Origin of the sequence: Nocardia thailandica NBRC 100428 (assembly GCF_000308795.1) — a bacterium.
Lineage (GTDB): Bacteria > Actinomycetota > Actinomycetes > Mycobacteriales > Mycobacteriaceae > Nocardia > Nocardia thailandica.
Genome location: NZ_BAGK01000306.1, coordinates 20,066 through 39,465, shown reverse-complemented (window position 1 = coordinate 39,465; position 19,400 = coordinate 20,066). Strand labels below are relative to the sequence as shown.

At 73.5% G+C, this 19,400-nt stretch carries 19 protein-coding genes; 5 read left to right on the top strand and 14 right to left on the bottom strand.

Annotated elements, in window-relative coordinates; genetic code table 11:
* From ON36_RS30540 to ON36_RS30530, 3 genes are all read right to left on the bottom strand, one after another.
* Positions 1 to 1,320, bottom strand: a 1,320-nt coding sequence (locus ON36_RS30540; RefSeq protein WP_043661020.1) for a beta-ketoacyl [acyl carrier protein] synthase domain-containing protein, incomplete at its 3' end; no start/stop codon positions are given.
* Between the two features lie 3 nt (positions 1,321 to 1,323).
* The gene (locus tag ON36_RS30535) at positions 1,324 to 1,971 is read right to left on the bottom strand and encodes a GNAT family N-acetyltransferase (RefSeq protein WP_157225087.1); all 648 of its coding nucleotides are present in this window, start codon (positions 1,969 to 1,971) and stop codon (positions 1,324 to 1,326) included.
* A 71-nt stretch (positions 1,972 to 2,042) separates the two neighbouring features.
* Complete coding sequence (locus ON36_RS30530; RefSeq protein ID WP_043661017.1) at positions 2,043 to 3,548, bottom strand: cytochrome P450; 1,506 nt, start codon at positions 3,546 to 3,548, stop codon at positions 2,043 to 2,045.
* Positions 3,549 to 3,894: 346 nt separating this feature from the next.
* Between ON36_RS30530 and ON36_RS30525 the strand changes: the two genes are divergently transcribed.
* Positions 3,895 to 5,946, top strand: a complete 2,052-nt coding sequence (locus ON36_RS30525; RefSeq protein ID WP_043661015.1) for an acyltransferase family protein — start codon at positions 3,895 to 3,897, stop codon at positions 5,944 to 5,946.
* A 10-nt stretch (positions 5,947 to 5,956) separates the two neighbouring features.
* Here the strand turns inward: ON36_RS30525 and ON36_RS30520 are convergent, their stop codons facing one another.
* Positions 5,957 to 6,523: a hypothetical protein gene (locus ON36_RS30520; protein WP_043661013.1), complete on the bottom strand. Its 567-nt coding sequence runs from the start codon at positions 6,521 to 6,523 to the stop codon at positions 5,957 to 5,959.
* A 142-nt stretch (positions 6,524 to 6,665) separates the two neighbouring features.
* On the bottom strand, positions 6,666 to 7,427 hold the full coding sequence (locus ON36_RS30515; protein WP_043661011.1) for a 3-hydroxyacyl-CoA dehydrogenase: 762 nt from the start codon (positions 7,425 to 7,427) through the stop codon (positions 6,666 to 6,668).
* A 98-nt stretch (positions 7,428 to 7,525) separates the two neighbouring features.
* Here ON36_RS30515 and ON36_RS30510 point away from each other — a divergent pair, with 98 nt between their 5' ends.
* Positions 7,526 to 7,975: a MarR family winged helix-turn-helix transcriptional regulator gene (locus tag ON36_RS30510; protein ID WP_043661009.1), complete on the top strand. Its 450-nt coding sequence runs from the start codon at positions 7,526 to 7,528 to the stop codon at positions 7,973 to 7,975.
* 9 nt (positions 7,976 to 7,984) lie between these two features.
* Here the strand turns inward: ON36_RS30510 and ON36_RS30505 are convergent, their stop codons facing one another.
* Positions 7,985 to 8,845, bottom strand: a complete 861-nt coding sequence (locus tag ON36_RS30505) for an SDR family oxidoreductase (protein WP_043661007.1) — start codon at positions 8,843 to 8,845, stop codon at positions 7,985 to 7,987.
* A gap of 80 nt (positions 8,846 to 8,925) precedes the next feature.
* Here ON36_RS30505 and ON36_RS30500 point away from each other — a divergent pair, with 80 nt between their 5' ends.
* Entirely contained in the window at positions 8,926 to 9,531 is a 606-nt protein-coding gene (locus ON36_RS30500) for a TetR/AcrR family transcriptional regulator (RefSeq protein WP_043661032.1), read from the top strand.
* Positions 9,532 to 9,537: 6 nt separating this feature from the next.
* On the opposite strand, the gene ON36_RS30495 is transcribed toward ON36_RS30500, so the two are convergent.
* The 7 genes from ON36_RS30495 to ON36_RS30465 all read right to left on the bottom strand — a co-directional run bounded on the left by ON36_RS30495 (position 9,538) and on the right by ON36_RS30465 (position 16,194).
* Positions 9,538 to 10,401 carry an LLM class F420-dependent oxidoreductase gene (locus ON36_RS30495; RefSeq protein WP_043661005.1) on the bottom strand — a complete coding sequence of 288 codons (864 nt, stop codon included), beginning with the start codon at positions 10,399 to 10,401 and terminating at the stop codon, positions 9,538 to 9,540.
* Complete coding sequence (locus ON36_RS30490) at positions 10,401 to 11,207, bottom strand: SDR family NAD(P)-dependent oxidoreductase (RefSeq protein ID WP_043661003.1); 807 nt, start codon at positions 11,205 to 11,207, stop codon at positions 10,401 to 10,403. Before ON36_RS30490 ends, ON36_RS30495 begins: the two co-directional genes overlap by 1 nt.
* A gap of 3 nt (positions 11,208 to 11,210) precedes the next feature.
* Complete coding sequence (locus ON36_RS30485) at positions 11,211 to 11,705, bottom strand: nuclear transport factor 2 family protein (protein ID WP_043661001.1); 495 nt, start codon at positions 11,703 to 11,705, stop codon at positions 11,211 to 11,213.
* Positions 11,706 to 11,802: 97 nt separating this feature from the next.
* The gene (locus ON36_RS30480; RefSeq protein WP_043660999.1) at positions 11,803 to 12,336 is read right to left on the bottom strand and encodes a VOC family protein; all 534 of its coding nucleotides are present in this window, start codon (positions 12,334 to 12,336) and stop codon (positions 11,803 to 11,805) included.
* Between the two features lie 92 nt (positions 12,337 to 12,428).
* Positions 12,429 to 14,189: a multicopper oxidase family protein gene (locus ON36_RS30475; protein WP_043660997.1), complete on the bottom strand. Its 1,761-nt coding sequence runs from the start codon at positions 14,187 to 14,189 to the stop codon at positions 12,429 to 12,431.
* A gap of 108 nt (positions 14,190 to 14,297) precedes the next feature.
* Positions 14,298 to 15,374: an MCE family protein gene (locus ON36_RS30470; RefSeq protein WP_052314544.1), complete on the bottom strand. Its 1,077-nt coding sequence runs from the start codon at positions 15,372 to 15,374 to the stop codon at positions 14,298 to 14,300.
* Between the two features lie 247 nt (positions 15,375 to 15,621).
* Positions 15,622 to 16,194 (bottom strand): TetR/AcrR family transcriptional regulator, encoded by a 573-nt coding sequence (locus tag ON36_RS30465; protein ID WP_043660996.1) that lies wholly within the window; start codon positions 16,192 to 16,194, stop codon positions 15,622 to 15,624.
* A 157-nt stretch (positions 16,195 to 16,351) separates the two neighbouring features.
* Here ON36_RS30465 and ON36_RS33155 point away from each other — a divergent pair, with 157 nt between their 5' ends.
* Entirely contained in the window at positions 16,352 to 18,505 is a 2,154-nt protein-coding gene (locus ON36_RS33155; protein ID WP_052314543.1) for an FAD-dependent monooxygenase, read from the top strand.
* Positions 18,502 to 18,789 (top strand): 2Fe-2S iron-sulfur cluster binding domain-containing protein, encoded by a 288-nt coding sequence (locus ON36_RS33150; protein WP_169334757.1) that lies wholly within the window; start codon positions 18,502 to 18,504, stop codon positions 18,787 to 18,789. Before ON36_RS33155 ends, ON36_RS33150 begins: the two co-directional genes overlap by 4 nt.
* Here ON36_RS33150 and ON36_RS30450 read toward each other — a convergent pair.
* Positions 18,764 to 19,360, bottom strand: a complete 597-nt coding sequence (locus ON36_RS30450) for a TetR family transcriptional regulator (RefSeq protein ID WP_245558268.1) — start codon at positions 19,358 to 19,360, stop codon at positions 18,764 to 18,766. The two genes, ON36_RS33150 and ON36_RS30450, sit on opposite strands and share 26 nt — an antisense overlap.
* Between the last annotated feature and the right edge of the window lie 40 nt (positions 19,361 to 19,400).

Genomic DNA, 19,400 nt, shown 5'->3' with positions numbered 1-19,400 from the left:
CCCGGCCGCGGGCGGCGGGCTCGCGGGACGGTGTTCGGCCAGCACGGCGTGGGCGTTGGTCCCCCCGTAGCCGAAACCGTTGACCGCCACGGCCATCCGCGCGACCTCGGGTCCGATCGCCCGGGCGTCGCGTTGCAGTTCGAGCCCCAGCTCGGCCAGCCCGAGGTCGGGGTTGAGCTCCTCGTCGACCCACCCCTGGGGCGGCAGGGTGCGATGGGTGAGGGCCAGCGCGGCCTTGATCACGCTCGCGATGCCCGCGGCGGCCTCGGTGTGCCCGAGGGTCGCCTTGATCGAGCCGAAGGCCAGCGGCGTCGTGCGGCCGGTGCCGGCGCCGTAGGCCCGGCCGATGGCGCGCAGCTCGAGCGGGTCGCCCACGGGGGTGCCGGTGCCGTGGGCCTCCACGTAGTGGATGTCGGCCGGGGCGATGCCCGAGCGCAGGCAGACCGCGCGGGCCAGCTCCTCCTGGGCGTCGGGGTTGGGCACGGTGATCGCGGTGGTGCGCCCGTCCTGGTTGGATCCGGTGGCCTCCACCACCGCGTACACCCGGTCGCCGTCGCGCTCGGCGTCGGCGAGGGCCTTGAGCACGACCACGCCCGCGCCTTCGCCGCGCCCGTAACCGTCGGCGCCGGCGCCGAAGGACTTGCTGCGCCCGTCCTCGGCGAGGAAGCCGCCCTTGCACATGGAGACGAAGGTGCCCGGCTGGAGCATGAGGTTGACCCCGCCCGCCAGCGCGACCCGGCAGTCGCCGTCGGCGATCGCCCGGCATGCCAGGTGCAGCGCGACCAGCGACGACGAGCACGCGGTGTCGACGGTGACGCTGGGGCCGCCGAGGTCGAGCGCGTAGGAGATCCGGTTCGACAGCATGGTGTAGGACGTGCCCGCCGAGGAGTGCAGGTCGATGTGCGGTACCGCGGCGCCGGTGAACCCGACCGCCAGCTGGTCCAGGGTGAACGCGCCGACATAGACGCCGACCGGCCCGGCGGCCGGGCGCGCGGCGGAGCCGGCGTCCTCGAGCGCCTCCCAGGCGACCTCGAGGATCAGCCGCTGCTGCGGGTCCATCGCGGTGGCCTCGCGGGGCGAGATGCCGAAGAAGTCGGGGTCGAAGGCCCAGGGGTCGCCGGTGAGGAAGGCGGCGCGGCGGGTGTACATGCGGCCGGGGGTGCGCCGGTCCGGGTCGTAGTGGCGGTCGACGTCCCATCGGTCGGCCGGGATCTCGGTCACCGCGTCCCCGCGGCCGGTCACGAAGTCCCAGAACGTCTCCGGTGAGTCGATGCCGCCGCCGTAGCGGCAGCCGATCCCGACGATGGCGATGGCGGACATGGCTCAGCTCCTCGGGGAGGCGGTGGGGGCGTTGGCTGTTCCGGCGGGCTCGGGTGGCAGCCACATCAGCACGTTGACCTCGGGTCCCTTGCGGCCGAGCCGGATCCGGCCGACGACGCGGGCACCGTAGCCGCGGTAGTAGGCGACGTTGCCGTCCTTGGCCAGCCCGAGCAGCGGCACCCGGGCCGCGCTCACCCGCTCGAGGCAGGCGCGGGCCAGCGCGAATCCCGCGCCGGTGCCCTGATGGTCGGGATCGACGCCGAGGGTGACGCCGAAGACGTGCGGCAGCCCGGGGGCGAGCTTCGCGATGGCGGCGTCCACGGCCAGCGCCCGCGGGCCGCCCGCGCCCATGGCCCACACGAACTCCGGGATCGAGGCGAGGTAGCGCAGCGGGCCGAACCGGTAGTCCGGGCCCTGTTCGAGGCTGGCGCCGACGATCCGGCCGTCCACCGTGGCGACGTGGGCGCCGCCCGCGGGCAGATACTGGTGGCGGATCATGGCCCGGGTCAGGCGAGGATGGTTGCGGGCGCGCCGGGCGGGGTCGGGGAACATGTACTCCCCGAAGGGGTCGTCGGTGCGGAACGCGCGATCGAGCACCTCGACCATGCGGGGCAGGTCGGCGCGGACGGCGGGTCGGACAGCGATGTCCACGGCGGATCCGGACACGGGAAGACCTCCGGTGACGGGCACCGGTTTCGGTGCGCAACAGGGTGATTCGGGATTCAGTGACGGAAGGTGGCCTGCATCAGCAGCGGCTTCTCCGGCGCGCCGATGAACGACATCTGCCTGCGGACCGGCTCGTCGGTGACCGGGTCGAGGTCGAGGGCCTGGGCGATGGTCGCCAGCGCCAGCACGGCCTCCATCATCGCGAAGCCCTGCGCGACGCAGATCCGCTTGCCCGCGCTGAAGGCCAGCGACGCGTGCCGCCGGTCGGCGGTCTGGTTGCCCGGCAGGTAGCGGGTGGGATCGAAGGTGCCCGCGTCGTCCCACACGCGCGGGTTCAGGTGCACGCCGGGGATGCTCACGATGACCGTGGTCCCCCGCTTCACCCGGTAGCCGCCCAGCACGTCGTCCGCGCGCGCGACCCGGGTCAGCCCGACCACCGGCGGGTACAGCCGCATGGCCTCGCGGAACACCGCCGCGGTCCACACCAGCTCGTCCACGTCGGCCGCCCGCGGCGCGCGCCCGGCCAGCACGGTGGCGATCTCGTCGAGCATCCGCGACCGCGCGGCCGGGTGGTCGGCGAGCAGCTTCCAGGTCCAGGTGAGGGCGGTGGCGGTCGACTCCATGCCGGCGCCGATGAAGGTCATGAGCTCGTCGTGGATCTCGCTGTCGCTGTAGCGGTGCCCGGTCTCGGGATCGCGCGCGGCCATGAGGAGGCCGAGCAGGTGATCCTCGCCGGTGATCCGGCCGGCCCGGTGGTCGGCGACGAGACCGTCGACGGCGCGTTCGATCCGGCGCAGCTCGACCATGATGTGCGGCGCGGTGATCCAGGTCAGCAGGCGCATGGCGCGGATGGGCAGCCGGGACCCCGGCTGCCGTTCCGGGGCCTCGACCCGCCGCGACACCCAGGTCGACAACGCGCGCAGCGGCCGGCTGACGTTGGTGGCGAAGCCGATGCCGAAGTAGGTGAGCAGTCGTTTCAGGTCGATCTCGGCGATCGGCCCGGACAGGTCGGTGCCGAACATGGTGCGCGCGAGGATGTCCAGGGTGAGACGGTTCATCTCGGCCCCGATGTCGACCGGGCGGCCGTCCTCGTCGGCGGCGCGGATCCGGCGCACCGTCTCCTCGGCGGCGGCGACCATCGGCGCGTCGAAGCGCTCGATGGTGGTGCGGGAGAACAGCGGCTGGACCAGGCGCCGGTTGCGCTGGTAGCGCTGCTCGTCGGTGTCGGTGACCAGGCCCTGGCCGAAGGTCACCGCCATCATGTCGTATTCGGCGCTCTTGCAGTAGTTGTCGACGTGGGTGACCAGGATGCGCCGGGCGAGTTCGGGGTTGCGCACGACGACGAACCGCTGGAACGGCAGGCGGGTCACGAGGACGTCGTCGTGGCCGGGCAGCCCGGCGCCCAGGTAGTCGATCAGGGTGCGGTCGCGCCAGCGCGGCACGATCTGGGCGGCGTGGCGCCAGGATTCGCGCCAGGAGACCCGGGTGGCGTGCCAGCGCATGGGCGCGGGGAGCAGGCGGGAGGGAAACAGCGTGCGGTCCCCGGCGGCGGACGAGGTCATGGCACCCTCACCATCTCGAAAGTTCTTGCACCCGAAGGGTATTGATACCGGACGGTAACCCCCGCCCGGAGCGGGCGCACGGTGGCGGCCCACTTTGGGTACAAGACTGTTCACCGAAAACGACCGGCGGACACCTTCGTTCGCTGATGGACCTGCGGCGACCCGCCCCGTGACCGCGCCCGGCCGCCGTCAGTGGGGCTTGACGGCCCGCGCCGCGCGGACACATCCGCGTCCCGGGCCCGCTCGCCGGACGTCGCCCGATATGTAGGGCACACACCCGCGTGGTAAGAGAGTGGTCATGGATCGGCCAGCTCTCGTTCACCGGAAGACAGTTCACGATCGTCCGATGGCGGCGGCGCCGATCCCCGCCGCCGCGAAACCCGGGTTCCGAGGCGATCTGGAGGGGCTGCGCGGGCTGGCGATCGGGCTGGTCGTGGTGTTCCACGTCTGGTTCGGGCGCGTGTCCGGCGGCGTGGACGTGTTCCTGGTGCTGTCGGGGTTCTTCTTCACCGGCATGCTGGTCCGGCACGCCGAGCGCGAGACCGACCCGCGCTGGTGGCCGGTGGTCACCCGCACGCTGCGGCGGCTGCTGCCGTCGATGGTCGTCGTGCTGGCCGCGGTCCTGGCCGCCACGGTCGCGCTACGGCCCTACACCCAGTGGTCGGCGATCAGCGAGCAGGTGCTGACCTCGCTGCTGTGGGTGCAGAATTGGGAGCTGGCGCTGACCTGGGCGGACTATCTGGCGGCCGACCCGTCGGTGAGCCCGCTGCAGCACATGTGGTCGATGTCGGTGCAGGTGCAGTTCTACGCCGTGACGCTGCCGGTCGTCGCCGTGGTCGCCCTCGCCTGCCGCCGGTGGTTCCCGGCCGTGCCGCCGCGCGCGGTGACGGCCGCGCTGGTCGCCGCCACGGCGGCCGCCTCGTTCGCCTACGCCGGTGCCGGGCTGGCGACCCACCAGGGCTGGAACTACTACGACAGCCTCGCGCGGGCCTGGGAACTGCTCGCAGGCGCGGCGCTGGCGCTGGCGCTGCCGTGGATCCGGCTCCCCCGCGCGGTGCGCGTGTTCCTCGGCACGGTCGGTGTCGCGGCGATCGTGCTCTGCGGATGGCTGATCCTCGACGCCGCCAACCGGTTTCCCGGCCCGGCCGCGCTGCTGCCGGTGGGGGCGGCGCTCGCGGTGATCCTGGCGGGCGCGGGCGCCGACGACCGGCCGGTCCCCACGGCACGCCTGCTCGGCGGTCCCGTGCCGCGCACGCTCGGCGAGATCGCCTACCCGCTGTACCTGTGGCACTGGCCGGTCCTGATCTTCTACCTCTCCGAGACCGGTTCCGCGCAGGCGGGTTCGATCGACGGCGCGGGGATCGTCGCGGTGTCGCTGGCGTTGGCCTGGGCGACGCACCGCTGGGTCGAGACCCCGTTCCGGTCCGCGACCGCGACCGGCGGGTGGGTGCGCCGCGCGTCCCGGTGGCTGCCCGCCGTGCTCACCGTCGGGGTGGTGGCGGCGTCGAGCGCCTGGCAGTTCGCCGTCCTGCCGAGCGGTCGGACGCAGACCGCGGGCGCGCTGGAACAGGACCTGTACCCGGGCGCCGAGGCCCTGGCCTCCGGCGGTGTGGTGCCCGCGGCGCCGTTGCGCCCCACCGTCTTCGAGGCCGCCACCGACATCCCCCCGCCCACCGCCGACGGCTGCATCGCCGACTGGGACACCCGCGCGGTGGTCACCTGCGTGTACGGGGACCCCGAGGCCGAACGCACCATCGCCCTGGCGGGCAGTTCCCACGCCGAGCACTGGCTGCCCGCGTTGCAGGTGCTCGCCGCCGAGCGGTCCTTCCGCATCACCGTGTACCTCAAGATGGGCTGCCCGCTCACCCTCGCCGCGGACGCGATGTACAAGGGCGAGGCCAACCCCGACTGTCGCGACTGGTCGGCCGAGGTCCTCGACCGGCTCGCCGCCGACCGCCCCGACTGGGTCTTCACCACCGGCTCACGCCCCCGCGACGAGGGCGGCGACGAGACTCCCGACGACTATCTCGCGGTCTGGGCCGCGCTGTCGGAGCGGGGCCTCAACGTGCTCGCGGTCCGCGACACCCCGTGGCTGCGCCGCGGGACCGTCCGCTACAAGGCCGTCGACTGCCTGGCAGGCGGCGGGGATCCCGTCGGCTGCGGCATGCGGCGCGAGGACGCGCTCTCCCCGCGCAATCCGCTGACCGAGCCCGCCGCCGGGTTCCCCAACGTGTTCCCGATCGACCTCAGCGACGCGGTGTGCGAACCCGACCGGTGCCCGGTCGCGGCCGGCAACGTCCTCATCTACCACGACGAGCACCACCTGTCGGCCAGCTACTCCCGGTCGCTGGCGGGGCCGCTCGGCCGGGCGCTGCGGCCGATCGTCGGATGGTGGTGAACCGTGCCGGTCAGCGCATCAGCCGCACCAGGCCCAGCTCCTCGTCCAGCGCGCCGTCCTGGCCGAGCGCGGTGAAATCGGCGGCGACCTCGGCGAAGTCGAGCCGGCCCGCGCGCACCGCGCGGTAGCGCACGACGGACCAGAGGAAGACGTCGAGGTTGTCGAAGCGGGTGCCGCCCTCGAGCACCTCCTCCTCGTGGAACCACACCGCGACCTGCCCGCCGGTGAGCACCACGTAGAGATTGCCGCCGCCGTCGGCGCCGATGGAGAACCCGTCGTCGTCGGTGAGCTCGGTGGTGTAGTCCGCGTCGAGCAGGCCGCAGTCGTTGCCGGCGAAGTCGAAACCGTAGGACCAGTCGAAGATGTCGAGGAACCGCGGCAGGCGGCCCGAGCGCACGCGCCGGTCGAAGGCGGCGAGCGCGGCCGCGTGCGCGGGGGCGAGGCGGGCGAGGAACGGCGCCACCGGGCGGGTCGAGGCGGGCACGACGACGGGTTCGGCGTCGGGGAACCAGCGGGCCAGGTCGGCGTCGAGCGCGCGGTCGGTGTAGCCGACGAGGTCGGCGAGGGTGAGCGTCACGCGGGGATTCTAGGAACCGGCGCCGACATGCGCAGCGCGGCGGGATGATCGGGTCCCGGATGCTCGCGGGCGCGATCCCGCGCCCGCGGGCCCGCATCCGGCCGGGATGCGCGCCCGGCCGGATGCCTCCGACACCGCGGGATCAGCGCGGCGCCATGCGGATGGCGCCGTCGAGACGGATGGTCTCGCCGTTGATCATCGGGTTCTCCACGATGTGGCGGGCCAGGGCGGCGTACTCGGCGGGCTGCCCCAGGCGCGACGGGTGCGGCACCTGCGCGCCGAGGGACTGCAGGGCCTCCTCCGGCAGGGTCTCGAACAGCGGGGTCCGGAACAGGCCGGGCGCGATGGTGACGACGCGGATCTTCAGGCTCGCCAGGTCGCGCGCGATCGGCAGGGTCATGCCGACGATGCCGCCCTTGGACGCGGAGTAGGCGGCCTGGCCGATCTGGCCGTCGAAGGCGGCGACCGAGGCGGTGTTGACGATGACGCCGCGCTCCTCGCCGACCGGTTCGGTGGCCGCGATGCGCTCGGCGGCGAGCCGGATGACGTTGAACGTGCCGACCAGGTTCACATTGATGATCTTGGTGAAGTCGGCCAGCGGGAACGCGCCCTTCTTGCCGACCGTCTTGATCGCGTTGCCGATGCCCGCGCAGTTCACCACGATGCGCAGCGGGGCCAGCGACTCGGCCACGTCGAGGGCGGCCGACACCGCGGCCTCGTCGGTCACGTCCGCGGGCGCGAACGCGGCGCCGTCACCCAGCTCCTTCGCGATGGCCGCGCCGTTGGACGAGGGCAGGTCCACGATGACGACCTTGGCGCCCTTGGCGTGCAGTTCCCGCACGGTCGCCAGGCCGAGGCCCGAGGCGCCGCCGGTGACCAGCGCGGACGAGTTGACGAAATCCATTCTGTTATCTCCTGTTTCGTGACGTGACAGTGTTCCGCCGACGAGTCGGCAAGCCGATGTGTGACCCTGCGGCCGTTCTGTTCGTAAAGTTCATAGCTATGACTGCATCCTCGAACGTCCCCGCGCTCGCCGGCGAGCTCGCCCTGACCGCGGTCCGGCTCTCGCGCCACCTGCGGGGCAGGCGAACCGAACAGCGCCTGTCCTTACCGGAGGTGTCGGCGCTGACGACGCTGGCGCGCGAGGGCGCGATGACGCTGGGCCGCCTGGCGGGCCGGGAACGGGTGCAGCCGCCGTCGATGACGCGGGTGGTCGGTTCGCTCACCGCCATGGAGCTGGTCGCCCGGCGCCCGCATCCCACCGACGGCCGCCAGAGCATCGTGGACATCACCGAGGCGGGCCGCGCCGCGGTCGCGGAGGAATCCGACGCGCGCGAGACCTGGCTGACCGAGCGGTTGTGCGAGTTCTCCACCGAGGACATCACGGTGCTCACCCGGGCCGTGGCGATCCTGGGCCGCATCAACGCCAACACCCTGAACCCGGCCGGCTGATCGGCCCGGTCACGCCGCACCGCCCGTGCCGGAACCACGGAACCGGCGCAGATAGCCCGGCAGCGCGCGCCACGGGACCTTGCGCGGCCAGTCGTCGGCCCGGAACAAGGCGTCGCTGCCCCCGTCGACGAAGACCACGCTGCCGCAGAGGAATCGGGCCGAGTCCGAGAGCATGAACACCGCCCAGTCCGCGAGGTGCCCGGGATCGCCGAACCCGCCGATCGGCACCGGGAAGCGGCGGATCAGCCGGGCCTCGGCCGGCGTCGCGAGCTGCTTCTCGAGCAGCGGCGTCAGCACGGCGCCGGGAGCGAGGACGTTGAGCCGGATGCCCGCCCCGGCCCAGTCGGCGCTCACCGCCCGCCGCCGCGCCCAGCGGGTCACCGCGATCTTGGACGTGCCGTAGGCGATCGAGGGCGCGTTGCGCCCGAACAGCCGCAGCGCCCGCAGTGCCCGGTCGGGCCGGTCCGCCAGCAGCGCCCGCACGGCGCGCGCGGGGATCGCCGGGGTGGTGGTCGCGGAGTTGCTGCCGAAGACGACGACCTTGGCCTCGTGCGCCGCGGCCAGGGCCGCGCGCCAGCCCTCGAGCAGCTCGACCACGCCGCGATAGTTCACCTCGAGGATCAGCCGCGCCTGCCCCGCGCCGGGAGTCGGGCCGACTCCGGCGGCGAGCACCGCGCCGTCGAGGCGCCCGCCCGACACCGCGAGGACCCCGGCCACCGCCGCGCTCCGGCCCCCGGGCGTGGACAGATCCGCCACGACCTCGGCGTCGCGCAGGTCGACGCCGACCACCGTGTGCCCGGCGGCGCGCAGCTTGCCGACCACGGCCCGGCCCATCCCGGACGCCGCTCCGGTCACGACGTACACACCCACTGTCTCGCCCGCTCTCCACTGCCCGTCGATCGACTCCGCGCAATATTGACACACTTCGCCAAAACTGTTTGGCTTTCGCGGTGACCCGGCCCGTACCCCGCCGCCCCGGCCGCCCCTCCGTCCTGGACACCCGCGCGGTCGCCACCGGCGCGCTGCGCCTGTGGTCCGAACGCGGGTTCGCGGGCACGGGCTGGAGCGAACTGGCCGAGGCCACCGGCGTCAGCACCCGAACCCTGTTGCGGCACTTCTCCTCCCGGGCCGACATCGCCTGGCTCGGGGTCGCGCCCGCCACGGACCGGTTACGGGAGGTGCTCACGCGCGCCGCCGGCGACGAGCCGGTGGCGGTGGTCGTGCGGGCCGCGATCGTCGAGTCGGTCTCCCACGACCCCCGCATCCACGAGCTGGCCCCGGACTGGCTGCGGCTGATCTCCTCCGAGCCCGAGCTCGCGGCGACCGCGCCGCAGGTCTACCGGCCCTGGATCGACACGCTCGCGGGCTATTTCGCCCAGCGGCTGCCGGACGCGCCCGCGGCCATCTGCCGCGCGCTGGCCACCGCGTATCAGGGCGCGACGTTCGCCGCCCTGGTCGAGTGGGCCGAGTCCGGCGCGCACGGCGACTGCGCCGACTCGGTCGACCGGATGCTGCGCTGGATGGACGTGGTGACCCCGGCGACGGCCACGGACTGACCGCGCTCAGCCGAACAGGCCGCCGTCCGCGGCGAGGTCGGCCAGGGCGGCGAGCTGATCGCAGTAGTGTCCGGCCGAGGAGGCCGCCAGCGCGACGCCCGCCACCGTGGCCCCCGCCCGCGCCAGCCCCTCGAGTCGCGCCCGCGTGCCCGCGCGGTCGCCGAGCGGGTCGAGCGGTCCGGTCGAGAGGGCGACCTCGAAACCGGCGGGCAGGTCGTGACGGGCCAGCATGGCCGCGACGGCCTCGGGTGCCAGGCCGAACGGGGTCCACCCGTCGGCGAGCTCGCACGCCCGGCGCAGCGAGCGCGCGGTGCGGCCACCGATCCACAGCGGGACGCGGCCCTGCGCCGCGTGGGGGTCGACGATCATGCCGGAGAACCGGTGGAAGGCGCCCTCGTAGTGCGGTTTCCGCTCCGACAGCGCCGCGCGCAGGGCGCGCAGGGCGTCGTCGGCGCGGGCGCCCCGGTCCGCGAACGCGGCGTCGAGCAGCGCGAATTCCTCGCGCAGCGATCCCACACCGAGGCCGAGGATCAGCCGACCGCCGCTGACCGTGTCGAGGGTGCCGTAGCGTTTGGCGATCGCGAGCGGGTGGTGATAGCCGAGCACCAGCACCTTGGTGGCCAGGCGGATCCGTTCGGTACGCGCGGCCAGGTATCCCAGCGTCGCGAGGGGGTCCCAGTACGTGGCACCGCGGACCTCGGCGGCGTCGGCGGGAACGGCGACGTGTTCGCTGCAGGTCAGGTGGTGGAAGCCGAGCCGGTCCGCGGCGACGGCGACGCGGGCCAGCTCGGCGATGCCCGCGGTCTCCTCCCACGCGCTGTGCGCGCCGGGCACGCGGGTGACGATCGGGGTGTCGATGCCGATCCGCATCACGGGGTGTCCCCGGGGTCCGGCGGGCCGAGCAACCGGCGCGCGCCCGCGCGGGCGCCGAGCAGCAGCGCGGAACGGTCGGGGCCACAGGCACGCTCGGCCGCGGCGGCGAACTCGCGGACGACGACGACCGGGCCGTCGGCCAGGCTCGCCAGGCCCTGCGCCGCGACGTCGCGCGGGTCGGAGACCCGCATCCCGGGCGCGTCCAGCGTCAACCCGGCCCGCTCCATGGCCGGGGTGCGCGTGACCCCGAGCACCAGTTCCAGCACGTCCACGTCGTGGTCGCGCATCTCCAGCCACAGCCCCTCGGCGAAGGTCCGCGCGAACGCCTTGGCCGCGGCGTAGACCCCGATCCGGGCGGCGCCGAGATACCCGCTGAGCGAGCCGACCAGCACGATGCCGCCGCGACGGCGCGCGCGCATGGGCGCGCCGAAGTGCTGAACCAGTCGCAGCGGCACGGTGACGTTGAGGTCGATGACGTCCCGGAAGCGGTCGAACTCCCCGGTGACGAACTCGTGGCGATAGGTGTTGGCCCCCGCGTTGTAGATGAGCAGGCCGACGGTGAGCCCGTCGGTGATCTCGGCGATGCGCGCGACCGCGTCGGGGGCGAGCAGGTCGACCGCGAGCGTGCGCACCGTGACCCCGTGCGCCCGGCAGGCCGCGGCGGTGGCCGCCAGCGGTTCTTCCGTGCGGGCCAGCAACACCAGGTCGAACCCGCGCTCGGCCAGCTGCCGGGCGAATTCCGCGCCGACGCCCTCGGACCCGCCCGCGATCACCGCCCACGGACCGTATTTCGCGACGTCCACGGCTCAGCCCCGCGCTTCGTCGCCGCCGAGCAGGGCACGCGCCTCGGGCCTGCCGTCGAGCAGCCGCGCGGTCCGCCGCTCGACCTTCCAGCCCGCCTCGGTGCGCACCAGCTCCCATCGGTTGGCGGTGATGCGGGCGACGGTGAACTCGGCGGCCGTGCCCGGCTCCTTGAGCACCAGCTGGGAGTGCCCGACGGCGACCGCGCGGTCGCCGTCGACGACCACGTGGGGCAGGCCGAGCAGGTGGGCGGACCCGTTGCCGATGAAGTGCTGGTGCGCGTCACCGCGCACCATCGCGCGCAGCGCGTCACGGCCGTGCAGCGCGCCGGTGTCCACGTCGTAGACGCCGTCCTCGGTCCAGACCCGCGCGGCGGTGTCGGCCGATCCGCTGTCGACCGCGGGTCCGTAGGAGGCCAGCAGCTCGAGGATCTGCCAGCGGTCCTCGAGCGCCTGGACACGCCGCAGCAGCGTCGCGTCGTCCCCGGTGGGTTCTGTCATGGGCACCTCGTCTCGCTCGGTTCGGCTCCGACAGTAACCACGCCCGATCTGACGGTGTAAAAACTTCTCCCGCTCAGTGGAACACCGATCTCGGCGATCAGGAGGTCCCACCCCGCCGGGCGGCCACCCGTGCCCACACCGCCGGGTCGGTGCGCGGGCCGCCGGGAGTGTCGGCGCCGTAGCGGGCGATCTCCGCGGCGAGGTCGAGGGGCCCGGTCAGCGACGTGCCCGGCGCCAAGGCCTCGACCACGTGCTCGTCGGGGACGAGCCAGCAGACCTCGAACTCGAGGCCGTCGGGGTCGCGGGCGTACACCGCCTTGGTCGAACCGTGGTCGCCCGCCCCCGTGAGCGCGTCCGCGCCCGCCAGCCGCTCGGCCACCGCGGCCAGGTCGGCGAGGGTGTCGACCTCCCACGCGACGTGGTACAGCCCCACCGAGCCGGCCGGACCCGCGGCGGGACCCCGCGCCTGGAAGAGCCCGAGGTCGTGGTCGTTGGCCGAGCCCGCGCAGCGAAGGAACGCGCCGCCGGGGAAACCCTCGGCGAGCGGCTCGAATCCGAGCACCTCGGTGTAGAACGCGACGCTGCGCGGCAGATCCGCGACGAACAGGACGATGTGGTTGATGCCCCGCATCCGCGGCGACCTCCTCGATCGATGGGTACCGGTCGTTCACGCTCTCACGCCGCGTGGGCCGCGCGCGGCCCACGGCCCGCCCGGTGGGACGTTCACGGCACGAACCGCAGGCGCAGCATCATGTCGTGGTCCTCGTGATCGAGGATGTGGCAGTGCCAGACATAGCCGCGTAGCTCCCCCGCGCCGTGCGCCGCGTGCTCGTGGCCCGCCGTCGCCCGGGGGAACGGCGCGTCCGGATCGAACCCGAGCTCGCCCGCGGTCGGGAACCGGACGACGATCCGGGTGACCGTGCCCCCGTCGACGCGCACCACGTCCTTCCACCCCGCCTCCCAGGCCGCGGCGGGTACCGGCGGGCCCGCCAGGAACGCGCGCGGGTCCGGCGCCCAGCGGGTCCCGACCGGCGGCTGCGGATGCGCGAGCTGGTACTCCACGGTGCGCAGCGGGGCGCGGTCGAGCACCCGGAAGGTGACCAGGTGCAGGTGCACCGGATGCGGGTCGGGGGTGATGTTGACGATGTTCCACACCTCGACGGCGCCCTGGCGGGGTGTCTCGATGTCGTCGTCGGCGTAGCGCAGGTTGTTCAGCGTCATGATCGAGGGCGGCATCCGCGCCTCGTAGGGCTGGCTCAGCGTCACGGTGCGGGTCGCCACCGGCGACTCCGGGACCGGAAGGGCGGCGGGCAGTCCCGGCCCGCCGCGCAATCGCTCCGGCACCGGCCCGGCGAAGCCGACCCGGTCGCGGACGCGGAACCGGCAGAACAGCGTCATCGCCACCTCGCCCAGGACCGCGGCCTGGAACGGCGGCGCGAGGTCGTTGCGCAGCTCGACGGTCTCCCCCGGCGCCAGGCCGGCGAAGTCGACAAGCAGGTCGGCGCGCTCGCCGGGCGCCAGCAGGAATTCGGTCACCGGGACCGGGGCGTCGAGCAGCCCGTGATCGGTGCCGACGACCCAGAACCGCATCCGGTTGCCGAGGAACAGATTCCAGACGCTGTAGGACGCGGCGTTGAGGACCCGGAACCGGTACAGCCCCCGGTCCACGTCCAGTTGCGGCCAGACCTTGCCGTTGACCACCCCGACGTCGCCGACCCCGCCGCCCTCCCAGGAACCCTCGGGCACCACCGGCGTGGTGCGCAGGCTCTGACGGCCGTCGGGCCGGAAGATCTTCTCCTGCAGCACCAGCGGCACCTCGTACTCGCCCGCGGGCAGGCCGACGGGGTTGTCCGCCGCGCCCGTGTCGTACGCGTCGCGCAACAGGACCGTGCCCGCCAGCCCCGCGTACACGTTCGCGCGGGTGATGCCCATCGCGTGATCGTGGTACCAGAGTCCGGCCGCGTGCTGGCCGAACGGATAGTCGTGCACCGACCGCCCGCCCGGGTGCACCAGCTGCTCGGGGTGGCCGTCGGCGGCGGGCGGGGTGACCCCGCCGTGCAGGTGCAGCACCGTCGGCGGCGCGTGCCGGTAGGCGTCGTGCACGCCGTGCACGGTGACGTCGAGGTCGGCCGAGAACGGGTGGGGGCCCAGGTCGTTGGTGAGCGTCACCGTCAGCGGCGTGCCGGCGCGGTGCTCGATGGTCGGGCCCAGATAGCTCATGCCGGCGTAGCCGAAGGCGGGCGACGGCGGCAGGTCGCGGTGGAAGCGGTGGGTGGTCGACGCCGCGACCAGCTCGAGCGACCGCCCCGAGACGACCGGCGGCCGGGGCAGTTCGTCCACGAACGGTGTCAGCGCGGGGGAACGGAAGACCAGCGGGCTCGCGGGCCCGCCACCCGCGCGCCCGCCACCCGACGTCAGCGCCAGCGCCGCCGCTCCGACGCTCGCGCCGCGCAGCAGCGCGCGGCGGCCCAGTGTGTGGTCCATCCACCACCCCTTCTCGGGCGTGGCACGACCCCACGCACTTCCATACCATCGGGTACGGTCAACGGTACTGTCAGGGATGGTACGCGGCGGGCCGCCGTCCGGCTACACCTAGCGCGGGTTCAGCCGACCCTGGACGACCTGGAGCACCTGGATGAAGGTGCCGACGAGATCGTTGACGTCGGCCAGCGTGTAGAACCGGCTGTGCTCGGGGTCGGTCAGCAGACCGATGTCGAGGTTGGTGAGGGTGGCGAACACCGACAGGCTCTTGCCGCGCAGGCTCGCGTCCGCGCCGGGGCGGATCAGGTGCAGCTGCTCCATGGTGTAGCCGAAGCTGTCCCCGGAGGCGGCGAGCGCGTTCATCAGGTCGGTCAGGCTGGTCAGCAGCGACGAGAGCTGATCGCCGGTCGTGGCGGAGTAGTCGCCGACCGCGGCACTGGCGACCGAGACCTTCGCCAGCAGATCGGTGATGGCGTCGGTATTCTCCGCGATCGCGCCGATCGCCTGCGGCAGGGTGTCGGCGACCTGACCGAGCTGTACCTTGCTGTCGTCGATCGTGTTCGCCAGGGTGTCGAACTCGGTGAGCACACTGTCGATGCGGGCGCTGTTGGCGTTGAGTTCGCCGATCACGCCGGTCAATTCGGTGATCAGGTGGGCCAGGTTCCCGCCCTGGCCCTTCAGGATCGCGCCGAGCTCGGTGCCGAGCCTGCTCAGGCTGGACACCCCGCCGCCGTTGAACAGCATCGACACCGAGATCAGCAGTTCCTCCACGCTGGCGCCCGCCGAGGTGGAGGCCAGGGTCAGGGTGTCACCGTCCTCGAGCCGCCCGGCGCCGCTGGCGGTGCGCGGTTCCGAGAGCGCGACGAACACGTCGCCCAGCGGCGTGGCCTGGCGCAGTTCGGCCGTGCTGCCCTTGGGCAGCACGATGTCGGTGCGGATCTGCATGTCGATCACGGCCACGAAGTTCCGGGTCGTGATCGCGCTGACCACCCCGACATCGGAGCCGCCGATCTTCACCTTCGCCTGGTCGGGCAGGTTCAGCGCGTTCTCGAACTCGGCGTGCAGGGTGTAGGTGTCGGCGCCCGCGCCCGGCTCGGGGAGCGGCAGATCCTCCACGGTGATGCCGCACCCGGCGGCGAACAGGACCGTGACGGCCAGTGGCGCCAGCGGTTTCACCAGGCGCCCCACCTGCGGCCACCTGCGGCGATCACCCGGGTCGTGTCTCACAGCGCTCCTCTGTCGCGAGCTGATCAGGGCTACGGCATCGGTTCTCGTGAAGCGGTGACACACCGTAACGCCCGAGGAGCGGCGCGAGGCGCAACGCGAGAACGTGTCGCGGGCGCAACCTCGACGGGGCCCGGCGAGGCAGTCGCCTTTCGGACGGCGGAGGGCGGATTACCGGGTCGACCAGCTGATACCGAGAGACGAAATGATCTCAGCCCGACCGGACGACCGCACGGACCGCCGTCTCGGCCACCTGCTCGTCGGTCAGGCCGCTGTCGCGGATGAGCGCGTGCGACAGCACGATCCGCACGACGACCTCGGCGGCTTCGGTGGCGGGCAGCGCGAGGTCGTCGCCGCCGCGCAGGGCGACGACCGGCGCCGCCAGCGCGGCGACGGTGCGGACCAGGGCGAGTTCGCTCCCGCCCTCGCCCGGCGCGACCGCGATGCCGAGCAGCCACGCGGGCTCGTGCCTGCACAGATACTCGAACGCCGCGTGCCGCCGCAGGTAGGACAACGCGAACAGCGTGACCGCGCGCACGGTCTCGGCGACCGGACCGAACACGTCGACCTCGGCGTAGGCCGCCGCGACCATCCGGGCGATCTCGGCCCGGCCGATCGCGGCGATCATGCCGTCCTTGTCACCGAACTCCCGGTAGGCGGTCGCCCGGGAGACCTCGGCCCGCTCGGCGACCGCGGCGAGGGTGAGCGTGGTGAGACCGCGCTCGGCGATCAGCGCCAGCGCCGCGTCCCGCAGGGCGTCCGAAGATCTCGTGGGTGAGGGCATGTCCCTTTCTATCCCGGAGTGGCGACGGGCCGACACCAGGGCATCCGATGCGGGTTTACATCGTCTGCAATCTGAGACTAGATTGGCATACGGTATCAGTTCAGCGGCGTCCGGCGGACGCGGTCGATACCCGGACAACGGTGTCGAGAGGTGGCCGATGACAGCCGACGAAACGGGCCTGCGGCAGCACGCCGTCGTCCTGGGCGCGAGCATGGGCGGGCTGCTGGCGGCCCGCGTCCTGAGCGAGTCCTTCGCGCGAGTGACGGTGCTCGAACGCGACGACCTGTCGACCCCCGGCGACCGGCGCGGCGTGCCGCAGGGCCGCCATGTGCACGCCCTGCTCGCCCGCGGCACGCGCAATCTCGAGGCCCTGTTCCCCGGCATCACCGCCGAGCTGCGCGCCGACGGCGCGGTCGATGTGCGCGCGCTCGACGAGATGCGGATGACCGTCTCCGGCCACACCCTGGCGCGGTCCGACGGCGGCTACACCCTGCTGCAGGCGAGCCGGCCGCTGCTGGAATGGCGGGTGCGACAGCGGGTGCGGGCCCTGGACAACGTCGAGATCCTCGACCGACACGCGGTGCTCGGGCTGCTCACCGGGCCGGACGCCGCCACGGTCACCGGCGTCGACGCCGACTCCCCCGCCGGGCGAATCAGCCTGTCCGCGAACCTCGTGGTGAGCTGCCTGGGCAGGCACGGACCGGTCGGTGACTGGCTCGACGCCCTCGGCTACGAGCGACCCGCCGAGGAGGGCGTGCGCATCGACATGATGTACGCCAGCCGTCCGCTGCGGCTGCCCGTGCCGCCGCGCGACAAAGAGATCATCGTCGCGAACCAGGATCCCGCGCGCGGCCTCGCCCTGTTCGCGATCGAGAACGGCAGGCACCTGCTGACACTGATCGGCTACGGCGAGGACCATCCGCCGACAGACACCGAGGGCTTCTGGCGTTTCGCGGCCTCGGTCGCACCCCCGGACGTGGGCCGGGCCCTGCTCGACGCCGAACCTCTCGGCCCGATCAGCACCTACCGCTACCCGGCCAACCTGCGGCGCCGCTACGAACGTCTCGACCGATTCCCGCGCGGACTGCTGGTCTGCGGCGACGCCGTCTGCAGTTTCAGTCCCGCGTTCGGTCAGGGTATGACGATCTCCTCGGTGCAGGCGCTGTGCCTGCGCGAGGCACTGGCCGGGGGCGACGACGATCTCGCGCGCCGCTTCTTCGCCGCGAGCGCGGGCGCGATCGACGACGCCTGGCTGATCACCCGCCTGTTCGACCTGTCCATGCCGCACGTGGGCGCCGATCGCGCGCAGCGCGCGGCGAGTGGGTTGGCCCGGGTCGCGATGGCGGTCGGCAGCCGCGACGCACTGGTCAGCCGCCGGATCGCCCGCGTCGCAGGCCTGCTCGACCGCCCGTCGGCGCTCGCCGGTCCCGCCGTGGTCGCCCGCGCGCTCGGGGCCTGCCTCGCCGCCGGGCTCGACCGGGTGCGACCCGCGCGGGACGCCGGTGACGTCGGATTCGATCCACTGCCGCCCGGGCCCGCGCGCGGTTTCCACGCGCTGACGGTGTCGTCGGTGACGCGCGAGGGCGCCGACCGCGCGCTCGTCGAATTCGCGATTCCGCCCCGCCTCACCGATCGGTTCGGGTTCACCGCGGGCCAGCACGTGATCATCCGCGGCGTCGTGGACGGCCGGACGATCCGCCGCAGTTACTCGCTCTACACCGCTCCGGGGGACGGCCGGGTGCGGATCGCGGTGAAGCGGCAGCCCGGCGGGGCGTTCTCCGGATTCGCCGTCGACCGGTTGCGGGCGGGCACCGTCCTGCACGTGTCCGAGCCGACGGGCGGCTTCGGCGCCCCCGGCATCGGCCGGCACCTCGCCGCCGTCGCCGCGGGCAGCGGGATCACCCCGATCCTGTCGATCGCGGAGGACGTCCTGCGCACCGATCCCGCCGCGACGTTCACCCTGCACTACGGCAGCCGCGACGAGCCCGGGATCATGCTCGCGCATCGGCTCTCGGCGCTCGCCGCGCGATTCCCGGACCGCCTGCGCGTCACCCACCACCTCTCGCGTGCCGCCCAGCTGCCCGCCGCGACGGACGGCCTCGGCTACCGGCACGGACGCCTCGACCCGGCCGCCGTCGCCGGCGTCGAGGCCGACCTGTGGCTTCTGTGCGGCCCGGAGGCGTTGTCGCGGGCGGTGGCCGACGCGCTCGCGGCCCGCGGCGTCCCCGCGACCGGGTGCGCGTGGAGTTCTTCGACTCCCGCGACCCCGCTCCCGCCGCGGGCCCGGCCGCCGCCCCACCGGCGCGGGTGACCCTGACCGGCTACGGCGACGACCTCGTCTTCACCATGCCCGCCGACGGGTACGTGCTCCCGGCGGCGGTCCGCGTACGCGAGGACCTGCCCTACTCCTGTCTGGGCGGGTCCTGCGGCACCTGCCTGTACACGGTCGAGCACGGCGAGGTCGCGATGGACCCCGACCCGCTGTCGGCGATCTCCGCCGACGATCTGGCCGCGGGCCGGGTCCTTGCCTGCCGGACCCGGCCCGCCTCGGCCGAGGTGGTCCTGCGTTTCAGCCCCGGACCTTCAGCGCGTTGAGGATCAGGTCGGCGTAGATCCGCCACTGCGCGGGATCGCGTTCCTGCTGACGGAACAGGCTGCCGGCCACGCCGCCCAGCAGCACCCGCACGTGCTGGGAGGTCACGTCCGGGCGGATCTCGCCCCGCGCCTGACCCGCGGCGATGATCGGCTGCAGCGACTCCTCGCCGGGCCGTGGCTCCGGCGCGGTCGCGGGCAGCGCCTCGGCGAGGGCCCGGTCGTCGGCGAGCCGGTCGACGGTGTCGTGGAGCATGTCCTCGAGGATGGTGAGCGGGTCGCCGCCCGCCTCCAGCTGGTCGAGCGCGGCGAGTCCGCGCCGGTGGAACCAGGCGCGCTGGTACTGCGCGACCGCCTGCACCAGGGCGTCCTTGGTGGGAAAGCTGCGGTACACGGTCGCCTTGCCGACCCCGGCGCGCTCGGCGACCTGCGGGATGGTCGCGTCGATGCCGTACTCGGCGAACACCTCCACCGCCGCGGCCACCACGCGTTCGTGGTTGCGCCGCGCGTCCGATCGCTTGCTCGACCAGTCGACGTCGTCGGTGGCGAGCACGGGGTGTTCGGGGGAAGTCACCCTGCGATTGTGCCGAATCGGACAGCGATCGCGGGCATCC